Here is a 16,549-nt window from a genome sequence, read left to right as displayed (position 1 = left end):
TCTTTTGATGACTTGAAGAATCAGCTGGACATGAAACGCCTGCGCATTCACAGTGCTGCTTCTATGGATGGCAGACTCTTTGTTCAGTTCATTGCCTTGATCCTTATGAGTGCTTTGAGAAAGAAAATGCGTGATACAAAACTCATTGAGAAATACACCGTCCGAGAACTCCTTCTCGAGATGGAAACATTAACTCAGGTACGATATTCAGGCAAGTACGGTCATATCCTTACTGAGATTACCAAACCACAACGCGAAATACTCCAGAGTCTGAAGATTCAACCAAAGTCATAGGTATAATTTGTCCGGGAAATTAGGGTGGTCTCCGAATTAGTCATGAGAAGCATTCTAGAACAAGTATTGAAATTTATCGCATCGATAGAGCCGATTTCTCTGCTAATCTAGTACGTAATCCAAATCATAAATTTTATATAGCAAAACGTTACCGGCCAAGACGCCGTCAGTTTATGGGTTAGAGAAAAGTTCTCCTTTTGAAGCTCATTCCAGAATTGTTTATCGGTATTCTAAAGAAGAGATCATGAACACTCGGTGTCTTCGTCTCAAAAACCGATACAACCAGTTCACAAACAAATTATAATATAATAAAAGAATCATAAGAAAAACACCCGACATTCGGTGAGCGAACACCGAGACTATGTCTTCATCTTGACAGAATTCAGATCAGTGTGCCGCTCCTTCAGCAGAATATGTCACCTAACCAAACATGGTCTTGAGATCGTCACTGACAATTAGACTAGCTTCAGTCATCTCCAGAATCTCGTCTACACTTACTTCATTTGACTTCTCTCGCAGAAGAAGACCACGTCTTGTAGGCTGAATTACTGCTAGTTCTGTGACTACTAAATCGACTGGCCTGTTAGAAGTAACAGGAAGAGTGCACTCTTTGACAATCTTCGGCAGTCCCTTAGATGTATGTGTCATTGCAACTATAACTCGCTTAGCTCCGGTTACCAGATCCATTGCACCACCCATTCCGGGAACCATCTTCCCGGGAACCATCCAGTTGGCAAGAATTCCGCGTTCATCGACCTGCAGCCCTCCAAGTACCGTAATGTCAAGATGCCCTCCTCTAATAATCGAAAAAGACATCGCGCTGTCAAAGGTAGCTGAACCCGGTAAAGCCGTTATATACTGGCCTCCCGCATTTGTTAGATCTCTGTTCGCCATACCAGCTTCCGGAACGGGCCCCATTCCTATTATTCCGTTCTCTGACTGAAAATAGACTCTAATACCCTCCGGAATGAAGTTCGAAACTAGAGTTGGAATACCAATTCCTAGGTTTACTAGATCCCCATCACGCAGCTCCATTCCAATCCTTCTCGCGATTATCTCTCTTGCATCTATCATTGAGCTGCCCCCCCGACTACAATATAGTCAACCAGAACTCCCGGAATATGTATTTCATCAGGCGTTAGCGCACCAACAGGTACTATCTCTTCCACTTCTGCGATTACTGTGTCACACGCTAGAACAATTAGCGGGTTGAAGTTTCTTGCGGTTAAAGAAAAGACGAGATTGCCATAGTAATCGGCCTTCTTTGCCTTCACTAGTGCGTAATCAGCTCTAAGCGGCAACTCAAGAAGATACTCCCGTCCCTCTACAGCAACCACTCTCTTCCCTTCTTGAATGACAGTACCAACGCCTGTTGGAGTTAGAATTCCTCCAAGCCCTACTCCTCCTACTCTTATTCTCTCAGCCAGAGTCCCTTGAGGAATCAGTTCCACTTTAAGCTCACCCTCCATCATTTGACGTTGTGTTTCTGGATTAGTGCCGATATGAGATACAATCACTTTACATGCGCACTTGTTCACAATAAGCTTACCTATACCCTTATCGGGAAAAGCGGTGTCATTTGCAATCACCGTCAACCCTCTGATCTTCTTGGTAATGATCTCATTAATAAGATTGTCGGGGGACCCGCATCCCAAGAATCCTCCTACCATCACGGAAGAATCTTCACTAACAGTTGAAACTGCCTCACTGATATCCACAATCCTCAAGGGAACTCCTCCTTTAAAGCATAGTCTGGTCGGTAGCAAAAAGGACGCCAAGCATAAGACAATCTTACCAAAAGCGCCTCAAAAGAGCAAAGTGATTCTCTCGCTCCGGAAACTCCTGTGTGCTAGTAATCTTGATTGTTATTTGCACTGGCTGATTGTGATGCAAAGGAATACTAGCAATGAGCGTTAGCCGGACCTTGCCTGAATGGAATCTGCTTTCATCTCCCATTTTCCAGAATAGAATCTGACGAACTTAAGCGTAGTTCTTAGGACCATGTCTGCCATCATCCCTATCCAGGCTCCGAAGAGACCCATACCAAAGTACCTGACAAGCACATAACCAAGTGGAAGCCTGATTAACCACATTGCCACTAGCGACGATTTCATCGGGAACGAAGTGTCTCCCATACCTCTAAGCGCTCCGGTTACGGCATAATCAGTTCCCATTACAACCTGGAACAAACCGATGATTCTCACAGGAAGTCTTCCCTCTTCGATGAGCGATGTTTCATTCGTGAAGATTGATATGAAAAGATCAGGGAATAGAGTTATAGCTATTCCAATTATCGAGGAAATCGTGAGTGCAATGAACCAACCTTGCCTGACTACCCCTATTGACAGCCTTCGTTGCCTACTTCCGTTATAGATACCTACTAGTGCAGTTATCGCTACTCCCATCCCCCATGCCGGCATGAAAGAGAGAGACTCTACTTGAATTCCTATTCTGTGAGCTGCGTAGGCCTGTGGACCGGCTATGAAAAGAATGTTAGCGAAGACCAGAACCCCCAGCGAGAAACCGAAGTTCTCTATTGAAGCAGGGAGTCCTAGAACAAATACCTCCCTTAGCATCCACTTGGAAAGCCTCTGTGGTCTCTTGGTCATAGATATTCCCCGGTTTCTGAATAGAAGTACAATTATGATTACCGAACCTACAACCCTTGATAATACAGTCGCGAGTGCTGCTCCAAAAGCACCCATCTCAGGAAAACCGAACTTCCCGAAGATCATTGAGTAATCTAGAAAGACATTCAACCCATTTGCAATCGCAGCTGCTATCAAAGGAGACCTGGTATCACCTGCACCTCTTAGTGTAGCACCGAGAACAACCATTATGCTCATTGCCGGAAAACCGAGCATTATAGTTTGAAGATACTTTGCACCGTTCATCTGCATAAATGCGTCGCTTGAAGGGAACAGAAGCGAGAGCAGATTCCCGGAGAATAGAGAACCGACTGAGAGAATCAAACCGACAACTATGCTTAGATAAATAGCATGCCAGGCGATAAGATTCACTCTGTGCTGATTTCTGGCACCATAGCTGTTTGAGATTAGAACCATCGAACCAGTGGATATCGCGACCAATACTGCTTGAAAAATAAACACTACTTGGTTAGCTGTACCCACCGCAGTCATAACTCTCCAGTCGTAGTGACCGAGAAATGCTGTATCCGAAATTCCGAGCAGCATCTGAAGTACATTTTCGCCAATTGCGGGAAGAGCCATTACTAGAAGCGATCTTCTTATTTCTTTAGCTTCGCCGGCATCAAGATACGACTTAAGAAGACTATAAGCCATTTTCGCCTCCACAGTAAGGAATCCGTACTATGAAGTTTAGCACGTACCTCCTTGGTTTGGAAGTGCATTAAGGAATAGAATATCAAACACAATCTTATGAATCTAGCACAAAATAATTACTGGCATGAATCAATAATTGAGAATATAGTTGAATGTTTAGAGATGTGGATTAAAGTGGTACGTTGCATCCCTCTTTTTTCAGTTTATATCTTACTCGATGGCTCATGATAGAATAATGATCGAGGATATTCTTGTGGAGGACTTTTCTAAGCAAAGGAGTCAAACGTGAGACCATTAGAGCTTGAAGGCTTTCTGAATTCTGTTCTTGAACCGGAGAAGTTCGATGACTATTGCCACAATGGTATTCAAATCGAAGGAGATAGAGATATAAAGAAACTCGTTACAGGGGTCTCCTTCAGCAACGCCTTCGTAGAAAAGGCCCTAAACTCAAGTGCTGATGCAATACTAGTACACCATGGAATCTTCGGAAAGACCTTCTTCAGACTCACAGGCCACCTGAAAAGAAGAGTCGAAAGCGTATTGTTAAATGGTGTCACGCTTCTTGGTTACCACCTGCCATTGGACGCAAATATACCATATGGAAACAACTACGCGATTGCTCAGAAGCTAGGTCTTGAGAGCCTCGAGAAATTTGACGTAGGCTTAATAGGCAGAACTCCTATAGAAACTACTGTGTCCGAGTTCACATTCTCTCTTTCTCAGCTTTTTCCTAATCAGAAGATATTCCTTCACAAGAACTCTGAAATCGTTCAGAAAGTATGTGTAATATCTGGTGGCTCCTCGTCAATGCTGGACAAACTTGAGGGCATCGCTGACACGTTTATATCAGGCGAAGTACGAGAACCTACCAGGGAACTCTCTAGAGAGATGGGTATCAATTACTTCTGCGTGGGCCATTATGCCAGCGAGCGGTTTGGTGTAATGAACCTCGGGCAACTAATAAAAGAAAGATTCTCGCTTGATGTAGAATTCATCGAGTACTATAACGAGGTCTAGTATTCCCTAATAAGCTCCGACCTAAGAATCCCCATGACGATTTCATCGTGGAATGCTCCGTCTCTGAAAATCTCCTGCCTCAACGTTCCCTCTATCTGAAAGCCGCACTTCGTATATGACTTGATTGCACGTTTGTTGAACGAATATACGTTGAGTTTCGCCTTGTTTATATTCATTTGGTCAAACACAAATGCCAGAAGCACTCTCATTGCATCGGTTCCATAACCTGCATTCCAGAACTGCTTCCCCAAAAAGATACCGACGGCTGCCACGCTGTTCTTCCAGTCGACCTCGTTTATTCCGCAGCCTCCTAAGTACTCATCGTCCTCAATCCTTGCAATGGCGAAGTTGTAGATATCCTTGAATGCGCTCTGAGAATCGTACCACTTCTCTTCCTCCTCAAGTCTTAGCGGAAACGGAATCCCCGGCACGAGCATCCTTTTCACTTCGTAGTCATTGATATACTTGTGAGCAGTCTCAACATCAGATTTTCTATACTCTCTAAGATACACCAAACGACCCATTAACACAGATACCACCCCCGTTAAAATAGTATACCAAAAGAGGTGCCACCCAGGGCACCTCTTGTTCTATGAAAGTTCTGAAATCTATTCTTCGGGAGCTTTAGTTGCCACGAATATCCCGTTCAGGATAAGGCCGACAAGCGCGGCCAGACCTATCCCCTCGAACCTGACAGGCCCAATTCCTATGGCAGCACCACCGATACCCACCACAAGCATTACTGAGATGATAATCAGGTTCTTGCCGTCTACCTTCACTCGGTTCTCTATCAGTGTCTTCATCCCTACAGCAGCAATCATTCCAAAGAGCAAGATCTCAATGCCACCCATCACGGCTGTAGGAATCGACTGAATGACCGCTCCCACTTTTGGTACAAACGAAAGTATAATCGCAAATACAGCGGCGATCCTCATTACCGTGGGGTTAAAGACCTTTGTGATCGCCAAAACGCCTGTGTTTTCACTGTAAGTTGTGTTTGCTGGGCCTCCAAAAAACCCAGCTACAGCTGTCGCGATTCCGTCTCCGGCCAGAGTTCTGTGTATACCGGGGTCATCATAGAATTTCTTTCCAACTATTGAAGACACTGCAAATATATCCCCGAAGTGCTCGATCGTTGGGGCAAGGGCCACAGGGACGAGAACGGTCAAAGAGTATACCGAAAACTTAGGAAGTACAAAGGAAGGTATTCCTATCCAGCTAGCCTGGTTAACCGCATCGAAAGAGACGTTGCCGGTAATTGCAGCAACGATATAGCCTACGATTATACCGCACATAACTGGAATGAGTCTTGTAAAACCCTTAACATATAGTCTTACAATTACTGCCGTTCCCAAAGATACTATCGCTATCCACCAATTTGAACTTGCCATGCTTATTGCTGTGGGTGCTAGGTTCAAACCGATCACAGCGATTATTGTTCCGGCAACAGCTGGTGGGAAGATCTTCTCGAATTTGCTAATCCCGAGAACCTTAATCAGGATAGCAATTGCAACTTGAACAAACCCTGCGATCATGATTCCGCCCGTTGCGTAGGCTATCATGTCGGGTGTGATAGCGAACCCTGCGGAAATCGCCTCTGGTACAGATCCGAAAGCTTCAGGGGCGTTAGCATGATAGAGTATCACGGCATTGATTGGGGCAATGTAAGCGAAGCTCGATCCAAGGAAGACTGGCACTTTCCATTTTGTTAGTAGATGAAAAAGGAGTGTACCAATGCCTGCAGTAAACAACGCAACATTCACTGGAACGCCGGTCAGATATGGAACAAGTACCGTTGCCCCAAACATCGTGAATGCATGCTGCAGTCCCAGTACCAGAAGACCTCCTTTACCCAAATTCTTGCTCCTGTCTTCCTGTTCTTTTACCTCCTGGTAAGCCGACTTCTCATTGCTCACAAGATCCCTCCTCCGTTTTAAAGTAGTGTCGCAATCAAAGAAAAGACCTCACGAATTCGCGTGAGGTTTTTTTCTTTGATCTTATATCATCTGCAATCTTGATTATTACCATCTCGATTGCACAAAGCGCATAAGAGATAAACACCGTGATACATAAGCGGTGACAATGACTCTTGTATCGGCTAGTGAACAGAGCTTCTACTTGTTCAAACAATGCTTCCGACATAAAAGTCACTCTCCAAGAAAAATCTTCCAAGGGTTATTCTATCATATGGATGGCCGATATTGACCACGGCGATATGCATCACAAATAATCTACTTGAAAAGGGTAACGTTGCATCAAAAATGAAACTACTCGAAAGGTAAGGATGAAGGGGATAATCTTCGCGAATGCCAAGTTGAAAGAGGTAGGGGCGAAGATGAAGAGAATAGACATGACTGGATTGATTGAGAAATACTCAGAGAAGTACAGGAAGGCTGGAAAGAAGGAGAAGAGTAGAATCCTTGACGAATTTATTGAATTAACTGAGTACAACCGGAGCTATGCATCACTAAAACTTAGGAGAGGTTATTCTAAGAAGAACAAGAGAAGCAAATTCACAAGGAGTCGCGGAAGAAAGAAGAAATATGATTGACTACACAAAAAAAGATGAGCTTCGCAAGGTTCACGAAGCCCTAGATTTATATACTCAAGAATAATATAGCACATTCTCAGGAATTACTCGTTGATATACAGATAATGAAGTCTAAATCTAACTCAAAGGGAGGTGTTCTTAATCTCCTTCAATTCGATTTTGAATAGATTCTATTTTGATGCATTGCGACGGGTCAATCAAATACTTTCTCTTGATGTCCTTCACAAAGATACTTAACTGCGGAAACCACATTCAGTCACCCATTATAGAGACCACTCTTAGAGATCCTTGGCACTTTCGCCGTTTGGGAGCCCATTCCCTTAACAGTCTCTATAATGAACCGTAAAGCTTCACTAGATCATGGAGATGCCTTCGCTCTTCCTCAATTATCTCTTTGAGCTCCTTACTGTTGGGTATAAAGGAAGCGAGATCTGAATAGAATATAATGCTGTCCTTTTCCACTTCCATTGCACCACTGATAGCTTTGCTCATATTCTGAGGGACCTCTGACGATTCAATTCGAGGGAAAATGGATATCTCGGCGTAAGACTTCAAATAACCCACATTGTCGTCCCAATCCTGGGCTGTTGGTTCGTTTTCCACATTCTTCAGAATATCTCTGAATATTTCTGCATGCTCCCTTTCCTGCACCGAAAGTCTTGAGAAAAGATCTCTTACTTCCCCAGAAGTTCTCTCACTAAGCTTCTGATAGTATGAATAACCTGCACTTTCGATCTTGAGGGCTATACCCAACATATCACTTACTGTAAGCATCTAATACCTCCTCATTTAGCTAACCAGCAACTATCTCGTAGTCTTCCAACAAAAAAGGAAGAGATCAACGACCTCCCCCCGACTTATGAGATTACAGAACCCTCATTACTTTTCTTCGTCTTTCTCCGAAATAATCTTCATGGTGATCCCCGTGCGCATCTCTTCGCCAATCTGAATCTCCACAAATCCAGGGACCATGAACACCTTAGTGCCCTGTTCTCTGAGGAATCTAGAAGCGATGGCTACTGCCTTCACAGCTTGATTCACAGCACCAGCGCCAATGGCCTGAAGTTCTACTTGCTCGTTCTTTGAGATGACCCCGGCTATGGCACCTGCAACCTTGTTAGGATTAGATTTAGAACTGACCTTCAGGATTTCCATTGAGATTTCCTCCTTTTGCAGGTAATTTCGCTGTAATTCTACCACAGAGGCCGCTGAATTAGCAAAAGTTTTAACATACTGTTCGCAAAAAGAAGAAAGAATCGACAAAGACGTTCATTCTACAGATCCATTATTTCCGACTTAACCCTTGATATAGCATCAAGGACTTCTTGCGGAGTGATAAGCTCTCCATCAACTTTGCTTAAGTGCTCAATCTTTGCACCGCGCTTGTTCAATCTAGACACTTCATAAAGAATTTGTCCAAGGTTCATCTCTGCAACAATGACGGCACTTACTCTCTTTAGAAGCTGCCTCAGTCTTGTACTCGGGAATGGCCAAATAGTCACTGGTTTAAAGAGACCTACATTGATCTTATCCTCCCTAGCCATCTTAACAGCATTTATTGCACTTCTGGCAACTGAACCGTAAGCGAGTAGAAGTATCTCTGCATCCTCAGTCATGTATTCGTCGTACATAACTATCTCATCGCTATGCAATCTTATCTTATTGTCTAACCTCCTCAGGAGTCGGGAAGAATCGGATGGCGAACCTATAGGAAAACCAGACTCGTCGTGCACTAGACCGGAAACATGAAACCTTGACTTCCCCATCTTAACTAGTGGAGTTGCCATCATCTGGTCATCGCCTTCGAAGGGGTGGAATATATCATCGTCAGCCATTTCCATTTCACCGACCCTCTGTACTTCCATGATTTCAGAATCGTGTGGCAAATATACACTCTCACGCATATGACCTAGGATTTCGTCCATCAAGAAAATCACAGGTGTTCTGTATAACTCAGCATAGTTGAAAGCCGTAATTATATATTTGTATACTTCTTCAACATTTGAAGGATATATTGCGATGATCTGGTGGTCGCCGTGAGTGCCCCATCTCGCCTGCATTATATCTCCTTGTGCCGTCTTCGTCGGCATGCCGGTAGACGGGCCACCCCGCTGAACGTTGACTATGACTGTAGGTGTCTCAGTCATGGCTGCATACCCAATCGCTTCTTGCATTAGGGAGAAGCCCGGACCACTCGTTGCAGTCATTGATTTCTCGCCGGCAAGTGACGCCCCTATTATCGCAGCGGCGCTTGCTATCTCATCCTCCATCTGAATGAACGTTCCTCCAATCTTCGGAAGCTCCCTAGCCATAGTCTCCGCAATTTCGGTCGCGGGCGTAATAGGATAACCTGCAAAGAATTTGCACCCAGCTTTTATAGCCCCAAGCGCACATGCTTCATCTCCTTGAAGCAGAACGAACTCACGCATCCTCTTTCACCGCCTCCAATTCTTTAACATCAATCGCAAAATCCGGACAGGCGTTTTCGCACATTATACAACCAATGCAGGTTTTTTGGTCAATGATCTGCGGCCTGCCAAGCTCTCCCTTTGTGATTGTCTTGGTGGGACATATCCAATAACAAATCCCACATCGCTTGCACAGAGTATGATTGATATTCACCTGATATTGCTTCTTCACAGCCATGACATCCTCCCGCACCAAATCATATTATTGAAAGGAATACACCCGCAGCAACCGCCGATCCGATGACTCCTGCGATATTCGGACCCATAGCGTGCATCAGGACGAAGTTCGTCGGATCCTCCTCCGAAGCAACCTTCTGAGCTACTCTTGCAGCAGTTGGAACTGCCGAGACCCCGGCGGCACCGATTAAAGGATTTACCTTGCTCTTAGAGAACAGATTCATAAGCTTCGCGAAGAGAATCCCCGAAGCAGTTGCAACAACGAAGGCTGCACAGCCCAGCCCCAAAATCATTATACTATCCAGTGTTAGAAATATCTTGCCATCAGCCTTTGCTCCTACTGAAACACAAAGCAAAATGATCACAGTATCGGAGATATATTTGCCCGAAGCTTCAACCAGTCTCTTTGTTCTTCCGTTTTCCCTAAGAAGATTACCGAGCATCAACATTCCTACCAGAGGGAGCGCCTGAGGAACAATAAGAGAGATCCCAATAGTCGCGACTACCGGGAAGACAATTCTCTCTAGCTTCGAAACCTTTCTAAGCTCCTTTCCCATTGTTATTGCCCGTTCTTTACGAGTAGTAAATAGTCTCATTATCGGTGGCTGAAGAACTGGTATAAGAGCTATATAAGAGTAGGAAGCGATCGCGATTATTGGAAGAAACTGCGATTCCATAATGCTTGCAACATAGATTGAGGTTGGTCCGTCGGCACCACCAATTATCGCTATGGATGCCGCATCCGAAAGGGAAAAACCCAGAAAATTAGCTGCAAGAAAAGTTAGAAAAATCCCTATCTGTGCAGCAGCCCCCAAAAAGAGAGTCTTAGGGTTTGCCAGCACGAAAGAGAAATCGGTAACAGCGCCAATGCCAAGAAATATCAAAGGCGGATAGATCCCCAGCATCAATCCCTGCTGCAAAATCCACATGATCCCGGTACCGGGAGTGAAGACACCGGTTACTTCCGGAGGGATGTTTGCAATAACCATGCCAAAGGCAATTGGAACAAGAAGAAGTGGTTCGGCATCCTTTGCAACCGCCAGATAGATTAGAATTCCCGCAATTACAAACATAACCCAGTTTTCCCAGCTTACCGTAGCGAATCCTGTCTGTGATAGATATCCCGAGATTAACGCCGCCATGATAGGCAAACCTCCAAAATTGTAAAGGCCGTGCCCTCAGGCACGGCCTGAATAATCCCTAACGATTCTTTACTGCTGCCTGAGCTGCTGCAAGTCGAGCAACTGGAACTCTGTAAGGTGAACAGCTAACATAGTTAAGACCTACAATATGACAGAATTCAATAGATGAAGGCTCTCCACCGTGTTCACCGCATATTCCGACCTTCAAATCCGGCCTAACTGAGCGCCCTCTCTCCGTTCCCATCTTCACAAGCTGACCTACTCCAACTCTGTCGAGCTTCTGAAATGGATCGTTCTCCAGAATCCCCTTTTCCATGTAATGTCCAACGTATTTGCCGTAATCGTCTCTACTGAATCCGTATGTCATCTGAGTTAGATCATTGGTTCCGAAGCTAAAGAACTCTGCTTCCTTGGCAATTTCGTCTGCAGTCAATGCCGCTCTCGGAACCTCAATCATTGTACCCACTTTGTATTCAAGATTCAGCCCTGACTTGGAAATGATCTCATCAGCAGCATTCACAATGATCGATTTCACGTACTTAAGCTCTTCCAGCTCAACGATCAGAGGAATCATTATCTCGGGAATCACTGATTTTCCTTCTTCAACCAACCTCAATGCAGCTCCAATTATTGCTTTGGTCTGCATTTCAGCAATCTCGGGATAAACTACAGCCAACCTGCATCCCCTGAATCCCATCATCGGATTGAACTCATGAAGATCTTCGATTGTCTCCTTTAGTTCCTGATATGTCATACCCATCTCTTCGGCTAACTCTTTTATATCCTCTTCTTCTTTTGGAAGGAATTCGTGAAGTGGTGGATCAAGAAGTCTGATCGTAACGGGGAGTCCTTCCATGGCCATGAAAATACCGTAGAAATCATCTTCCTGCATAGGGAGAAGCTTTGCAAGGGACTTCTCTCTCTGCTCTTTGGTATTTGATGTAATCATCTGTCTCACAGCAAAAATCCTATCCTCCTGGAAGAACATGTGTTCCGTCCTTGTGAGTCCAATTCCTTCAGCTCCGAATTCCCTGGCTACCTGTGAATCCTTGGGAGTATCTGCATTAGTTCTAATTCCGAGCTTCCTGATCTCATCGGCCCATCCAAGAAGCTTTGCTAGCGGACCTTCCAAACCCTGAGGCTTAATTGAATCCAGCTTTCCCATGAAAACCTCTCCAGTGGTCCCATCAATGCTTATCCATTCGCCTTCTCTTATAGTCTTCCCGTTAACTTTCATTACTCTGGTTTTCTGATCTACTTCAACGGCTTCACAGCCCACAATGCAGGTCTTTCCCATTCCTCTGGCTACAACCGCAGCATGTGAAGTCTTTCCACCAGTCGAGGTGAGGATTCCTTGAGCAGCAGCCATTCCGGCTATGTCTTCCGGAGAAGTCTCTGGCCTCACAAGGATCACAGTCTTACCCTCTTCTCTCACAAGTCTTTCAGCAGTATCGGGATCGAATGCAACTATACCTGCTGCCGCTCCGGGCGATGCCGCGATACCTTTGGCTAGAACTTCTGCGCTCTCCATAGTCTCCTTCGTGAAATACGGGTGGAGGAGCGTCTCGATATGCTCAGGTGTAACTCTCATGATCGCTTCTTCCTTTGAAATCCTTTTCTCTTCAGCCAGATCAACTGCGATCTTCACGCTCGCATATGGTGTCCGTTTCCCATTTCTGGTCTGAAGCAGATAAAGAGTTCCGTGCTCAACGGTGAACTCGATATCTTGCATGTCTCTATAGTGGTTCTCCAGTTTAGTAAATATTTCCAGGAGCTGGTCATAAACTTCAGGATTAATTTCTTGAAGCTTTGTAAGCGAGAATGGAGTTCTTGTTCCTGCAACTACATCTTCTCCCTGTGCATTTGGAAGATACTCGCCATAGAACTGCTTCTCACCGGTATTTGGGTCCCTCGTAAATGCGACTCCGGTTCCACTGTCCTCTCCGGTGTTCCCGAAAACCATAGCAACGATGTTAACCGCAGTTCCAAGGAGTTCTCCCTCTTTCACGCCATTGAGGGCCCGGTACTTTATTGCTCTCTCGTTCATCCAACTTCCAAATACTGCATCAATCGCCATCCATAGCTGCTTCCATGGATCCTGAGGGAACTCTTTGCCGGCCCTCTTGTAGACCTCAAGATACCTCTCTACAACGTCTTTCATGTTTTCTGCATCCAAGTCTGTATCAAGCTTAACTCTCTTTTCCCTTTTCACAGAAGCCAGCGCATTTTCGAACTCGGAGTGCTCTATCTTCAGCACAACATCGCCAAACATCTGAAGGAATCTCCTGTAAGCGTCATAACAGAACCGGGGATTGCCGGATTCCTTGATCATGCCGTTAACCGTTTCGTCGTTAAGACCAAGATTGAGGATAGTATCCATCATGCCGGGCATTGAAATCGCTGCGCCAGACCTTACAGAGACAAGTAAAGGTCTCTCTGCAGATCCGAATCCTTTTCCTGTTTCCTCCTCCAGTAGCTTTACGGCTTCCTGGACATCCTTTTCCAAAGTAACCGGATATGTCTTCCCGTGATCGTAGTAATACTTGCATACCTCGGTAGAAATAGTGAAACCCGGGGGAACAGGTATCCCTATCTTAACCATCTCAGATAGATTGGCTCCTTTTCCGCCGAGAAGGTTTTTCATTTTCGCGTCGCCTTCGGCTTTCAACTTTCCAAAATAGTACACATACTTCTCTGACACTTTGTTTCCTCCCTTCCTGAAAGCATATTCGAATGATTATATCATAGCCAGTGAATCGGGGTGTTTAGCTACCTTTCTAATGTTGAAGGTCTCTTTCCACTGCGACTTATGTTCAGAAAAGTTGAGAATAATAGTGACTTCAATTCTGAGGATGTTGGAAAAACAGCAGAGCCGCCATGAGGCGGCCCCAAAACTTAACATTAGCTAACTTAATCTATTAAGCCTAATCCCTTTAGGAACCCTTCGGCAACCTCATCAGGCTCGTAACCTCCTGCATCCACCAGGTAATTCAGCCTGATCATTATCGGTTCTGTAAGATACACAGATATCGGCCTTAAGATCTCCTCAATCTCAGGATGGCTTTCAAGAACTTCCTTACGTACGGTTACGGCAAGATTATATGACGGGAAGAAATTCTTAGTGTCTTCAAGTACAAGCAAGTTGTACTTTTCCAACTTTCCGTCAGTAGAGAAGACCATGGCGATGTCGATCTGCTTTTTATCAAGTGCCTCATAAGTCAGCCCGATCTCCATTGTCTTAACCTGCCTCTTCTCGACAGAAAACTCGTAAGTCTCACTCATAGGCCAGAACCCATCATCTCTTTCAAGAAATTCGTACACGATTCCAAAGAGAAGATCAGGGTCATCGTGAGTTAGTTCAGCGAGATCTTCAAGAGTCTGCAGTCCATGCTCAGCAGCGAAATCTCTTCTCACAGCTAACGCATATGTATTATTGAAATCAGCCATGTCAAGCCATACGATTCCATTTTCGAGATCTTCCGCCTTCACGGCTTCGTACAGAGCCAAAGGATCTCTAATCATCTTTTCATGCCCTAGATATGTCGGCCAGGCTGTTCCAGTGTAGTCAGCATAAAGATCGATCTGCCCGGTTTCGAGTGCGCTTCTTGCAACGAACGAACTCATTCCAAAACTCTCAGTCACCCTGAACCCAGCATCTCTAAGAAGCTGTGATATCATGCTACTGACGATGTACTGTTCTGTGAAGTTCTTTGCTCCAACATTCAGTCTTGTCTGACCAAACGATAGAGTTGTCACGACAACAACCAATAGTGCTACTAGTAGTAGTCTTTTCAATTTAGACACCTCCGTGTTCATCATGTTCTGAGGCCTTTCGAAGTCAGTGCTTTTTCCGAAAAGCCAAGGATTATATCAACAGCCACAGCCAGTAAGGTTACTGGTATGGCTCCGGCAATTATCATTGGGCCTCTTGTCATGCGAAGTCCCGTGAAGATGATCTCCCCAAGGCCACCTGCGCCAATTGACGCGGCAATAGCAGCAGTACCGATATTTATCGTTGCAGAACTTCTAATCCCTGAGAGCATCGTTGGAACTGTCACCGGCATTTCCACCTTCCACAATATCTGCCTGTTAGTCATTCCCATTCCTTTAGCTGCCTCTTTCATCTTCATTGAGACATTCATTAGGCCAGATGCCGTATTGAAGACTACCGGCACCAGACTGTAAAGAAAAAGAGCAACCACAGCAGGTGCAGCTCCAATTCCCATAAAAAGGAAGACAAGAGCTATTACTGCTATACTGGGAACGGCCTGAGTTGCTCCAGTGATAGAAAGAACAATTCTCCCGATCCTTCTATTCCCTGGTCTGGTAACGAAAATCGCAATTGCGACACCAGCTACTACTGCCATACTCCAAGAAGTAAGGAAGATAAAAATATGTTCGATAAACCTGTCCATAATGTAATCAGAGTTCTCGACCATATATTCGAAGACTTCCATAGCCTCACTCCTCGTCAGATGATTCATAAGAGCCTACAAGGTTTACAAGATCCCTGAACCTTAGGATCCCAAGTAGTCTCTCTTTATCGTCTACGACCGGCAATGAGGAAAGCCCGGTATTCATGATCAATGACATTGCCTCCATTAAATTCGAAAGAGGTTGTATAGTCTCAATTGATCTTAAGTACTTCTTCAGCGGCTCTTGATCAGATGCCTTGTTTAGCTGCCGCAACATAACGTAGCCCTGGAGCCTCTTGTTTTTGTCTACAACATATGCGAATTTCTTTCCCTCATTGTTTAGAAAATCCTTTGCCTTTTTCACCTTGCTGTCACCTGCATCTTCGATCCACTTTCCACCGGGAACGTAAGTCTCCCTTACCCGTACAAGTTCAAGACCCTTCAGTGCTCTATCCGCTCCAAGAAGATCCTCAACAAACTCGTTAGCGGGTTCCTGAACCACCTTCATGGTATCGGCATACTGCACGAGTCTTCCATTATCCAGAATTGCAATCTTGTCTCCTAGTTTGATTGCCTCTCTGATGTCGTGAGTTACGAAGATAATTGTCTTCTCAATCTTCGATTGGATCTCGAGGAAACCATCCTGAAGCTTCTCTCTGTTGATTGGATCAATAGCACCAAAGGGCTCATCCATCAGAACAATCTTTGGATCCGATGCGAGACCTCTTGCTACTCCTACTCTCTGACGTTGCCCGCCTGAAAGCTGCGCCGGATATTTCTCTGCAAAATCTGAAGGCTCGAGATTAACTAGATCAAGTAATTCGTAGACGTGCTTCTTTGTCCTTGATTCATCCCACTTCATAAGCCTCGGAGCTACTGCAATATTATCGAATACGGTCATGTGAGGAAAGAGCCCAATCTCCTGAATCACATAGCCGATACTTCTTCTCAATCTAATGGGATCAATTTCGTCAAGAGAAGTTCCGTCGATAATAATATCTCCGCTAGTCTTCTCAATTAATCTGTTAATCATTTTGAGAGTTGTTGTCTTTCCGCAACCAGAAGGACCGATAAGTATCGTTAGTTTCTTGTCTTCAAATGAAATGTTCAGATTGTCCACGGCTCTGAACCCAACTTCATATTCTTTAACTACGTGCCTAAATTCTATCGACATCAGTCTCCT

At 44.8% G+C, this 16,549-nt stretch carries 16 protein-coding genes and 1 pseudogene; 3 read left to right on the top strand and 14 right to left on the bottom strand.

Annotation, left to right across the window (positions count from 1 at the left end):
• Positions 1-294 (top strand): annotated as a pseudogene (locus Q502_RS02100) (transposase); the annotation flags it as partial.
• A gap of 420 nt (positions 295-714) precedes the next feature.
• Here the strand turns inward: Q502_RS02100 and Q502_RS02095 are convergent.
• The 3 genes from Q502_RS02095 to Q502_RS02085 form a co-directional block, all read right to left on the bottom strand.
• A complete protein-coding gene (locus Q502_RS02095) occupies positions 715-1,368 on the bottom strand; it encodes a 3-oxoacid CoA-transferase subunit B (RefSeq protein ID WP_099830598.1) in 654 nt (217 codons plus the stop codon).
• Positions 1,365-2,021, bottom strand: coding sequence for a CoA transferase subunit A (locus tag Q502_RS02090; RefSeq protein ID WP_099830597.1), 657 nt, complete (start codon positions 2,019-2,021; stop codon positions 1,365-1,367). The genes Q502_RS02095 and Q502_RS02090 overlap by 4 nt, the downstream gene beginning before the upstream one ends.
• A gap of 186 nt (positions 2,022-2,207) precedes the next feature.
• Positions 2,208-3,596: an MATE family efflux transporter gene (locus Q502_RS02085; protein ID WP_099830603.1), complete on the bottom strand. Its 1,389-nt coding sequence runs from the start codon at positions 3,594-3,596 to the stop codon at positions 2,208-2,210.
• Positions 3,597-3,881: 285 nt separating this feature from the next.
• On the opposite strand from Q502_RS02085, the gene Q502_RS02080 reads away from it, so the two are divergent.
• The gene (locus Q502_RS02080; RefSeq protein ID WP_099830596.1) at positions 3,882-4,613 is read left to right on the top strand and encodes a Nif3-like dinuclear metal center hexameric protein; all 732 of its coding nucleotides are present in this window, start codon (positions 3,882-3,884) and stop codon (positions 4,611-4,613) included.
• Here Q502_RS02080 and Q502_RS02075 read toward each other — a convergent pair.
• Positions 4,610-5,143, bottom strand: coding sequence for a GNAT family N-acetyltransferase (locus Q502_RS02075; RefSeq protein WP_099830595.1), 534 nt, complete (start codon positions 5,141-5,143; stop codon positions 4,610-4,612). The two genes, Q502_RS02080 and Q502_RS02075, sit on opposite strands and share 4 nt — an antisense overlap.
• Before the next feature lie 78 nt (positions 5,144-5,221).
• Complete coding sequence (locus Q502_RS02070; protein WP_099830594.1) at positions 5,222-6,529, bottom strand: uracil-xanthine permease family protein; 1,308 nt, start codon at positions 6,527-6,529, stop codon at positions 5,222-5,224.
• Positions 6,530-6,897: 368 nt separating this feature from the next.
• Between Q502_RS02070 and Q502_RS02065 the strand changes: the two genes are divergently transcribed.
• On the top strand, positions 6,898-7,164 hold the full coding sequence (locus Q502_RS02065; RefSeq protein WP_099830593.1) for a hypothetical protein: 267 nt from the start codon (positions 6,898-6,900) through the stop codon (positions 7,162-7,164).
• 330 nt (positions 7,165-7,494) lie between these two features.
• Here the strand turns inward: Q502_RS02065 and Q502_RS02060 are convergent, their stop codons facing one another.
• The 9 genes from Q502_RS02060 to Q502_RS02020 all read right to left on the bottom strand — a co-directional run bounded on the left by Q502_RS02060 (position 7,495) and on the right by Q502_RS02020 (position 16,540).
• Positions 7,495-7,938: a ferritin family protein gene (locus tag Q502_RS02060; protein ID WP_099830592.1), complete on the bottom strand. Its 444-nt coding sequence runs from the start codon at positions 7,936-7,938 to the stop codon at positions 7,495-7,497.
• A 105-nt stretch (positions 7,939-8,043) separates the two neighbouring features.
• A complete protein-coding gene (locus tag Q502_RS02055; RefSeq protein ID WP_099830591.1) occupies positions 8,044-8,319 on the bottom strand; it encodes a stage V sporulation protein S in 276 nt (91 codons plus the stop codon).
• A gap of 119 nt (positions 8,320-8,438) precedes the next feature.
• A complete protein-coding gene (locus tag Q502_RS02050; protein ID WP_099830590.1) occupies positions 8,439-9,593 on the bottom strand; it encodes a 2-oxoacid:acceptor oxidoreductase subunit alpha in 1,155 nt (384 codons plus the stop codon).
• Positions 9,586-9,810: a ferredoxin family protein gene (locus Q502_RS02045; protein ID WP_099830589.1), complete on the bottom strand. Its 225-nt coding sequence runs from the start codon at positions 9,808-9,810 to the stop codon at positions 9,586-9,588. The genes Q502_RS02050 and Q502_RS02045 overlap by 8 nt, the downstream gene beginning before the upstream one ends.
• A 19-nt stretch (positions 9,811-9,829) precedes the next feature.
• Positions 9,830-10,951: a sodium ion-translocating decarboxylase subunit beta gene (locus tag Q502_RS02040; RefSeq protein WP_099830588.1), complete on the bottom strand. Its 1,122-nt coding sequence runs from the start codon at positions 10,949-10,951 to the stop codon at positions 9,830-9,832.
• 58 nt (positions 10,952-11,009) lie between these two features.
• A complete protein-coding gene (ppdK, locus tag Q502_RS02035; RefSeq protein WP_099830587.1) occupies positions 11,010-13,652 on the bottom strand; it encodes a pyruvate, phosphate dikinase in 2,643 nt (880 codons plus the stop codon).
• 209 nt (positions 13,653-13,861) lie between these two features.
• Positions 13,862-14,755, bottom strand: coding sequence for a glycine betaine ABC transporter substrate-binding protein (locus tag Q502_RS02030; protein ID WP_243392404.1), 894 nt, complete (start codon positions 14,753-14,755; stop codon positions 13,862-13,864).
• Positions 14,756-14,766: 11 nt separating this feature from the next.
• Positions 14,767-15,408, bottom strand: a complete 642-nt coding sequence (locus Q502_RS02025; protein WP_099830585.1) for an ABC transporter permease — start codon at positions 15,406-15,408, stop codon at positions 14,767-14,769.
• Between the two features lie 4 nt (positions 15,409-15,412).
• Complete coding sequence (locus Q502_RS02020; protein ID WP_099830584.1) at positions 15,413-16,540, bottom strand: betaine/proline/choline family ABC transporter ATP-binding protein; 1,128 nt, start codon at positions 16,538-16,540, stop codon at positions 15,413-15,415.
• Positions 16,541-16,549: the final 9 nt, after the last annotated feature.

The organism is Mesotoga sp. Brook.08.YT.4.2.5.2., from assembly GCF_003351125.1.
In the GTDB taxonomy this organism is placed as follows: domain Bacteria; phylum Thermotogota; class Thermotogae; order Petrotogales; family Kosmotogaceae; genus Mesotoga.
The sequence above is the reverse complement of the archived record's forward strand: the minus strand, read 5'-3'. Positions and strand labels throughout refer to the sequence as shown.

Bases quoted from the DNA above. Each gene is read 5' to 3' on its own strand.
- Q502_RS02095 (WP_099830598.1), bottom strand. From the start codon at position 1,368: ATGATAGATGCAAGAGAGATAATCGCGAGAAGGATTGGAATGGAGCTG.
- Q502_RS02085 (WP_099830603.1), bottom strand. From the start codon at position 3,596: ATGGCTTATAGTCTTCTTAAGTCGTATCTTGATGCCGGCGAAGCTAAA.
- Q502_RS02065 (WP_099830593.1), top strand. From the start codon at position 6,898: ATGAAGGGGATAATCTTCGCGAATGCCAAGTTGAAAGAGGTAGGGGCG.
- Q502_RS02060 (WP_099830592.1), bottom strand. From the start codon at position 7,938: ATGCTTACAGTAAGTGATATGTTGGGTATAGCCCTCAAGATCGAAAGT.
- Q502_RS02055 (WP_099830591.1), bottom strand. From the start codon at position 8,319: ATGGAAATCCTGAAGGTCAGTTCTAAATCTAATCCTAACAAGGTTGCA.
- Q502_RS02050 (WP_099830590.1), bottom strand. From the start codon at position 9,593: ATGCGTGAGTTCGTTCTGCTTCAAGGAGATGAAGCATGTGCGCTTGGG.
- Q502_RS02045 (WP_099830589.1), bottom strand. From the start codon at position 9,810: ATGGCTGTGAAGAAGCAATATCAGGTGAATATCAATCATACTCTGTGC.
- Q502_RS02040 (WP_099830588.1), bottom strand. From the start codon at position 10,951: ATGGCGGCGTTAATCTCGGGATATCTATCACAGACAGGATTCGCTACG.
- Q502_RS02025 (WP_099830585.1), bottom strand. From the start codon at position 15,408: ATGGAAGTCTTCGAATATATGGTCGAGAACTCTGATTACATTATGGAC.
- Q502_RS02020 (WP_099830584.1), bottom strand. From the start codon at position 16,540: ATGTCGATAGAATTTAGGCACGTAGTTAAAGAATATGAAGTTGGGTTC.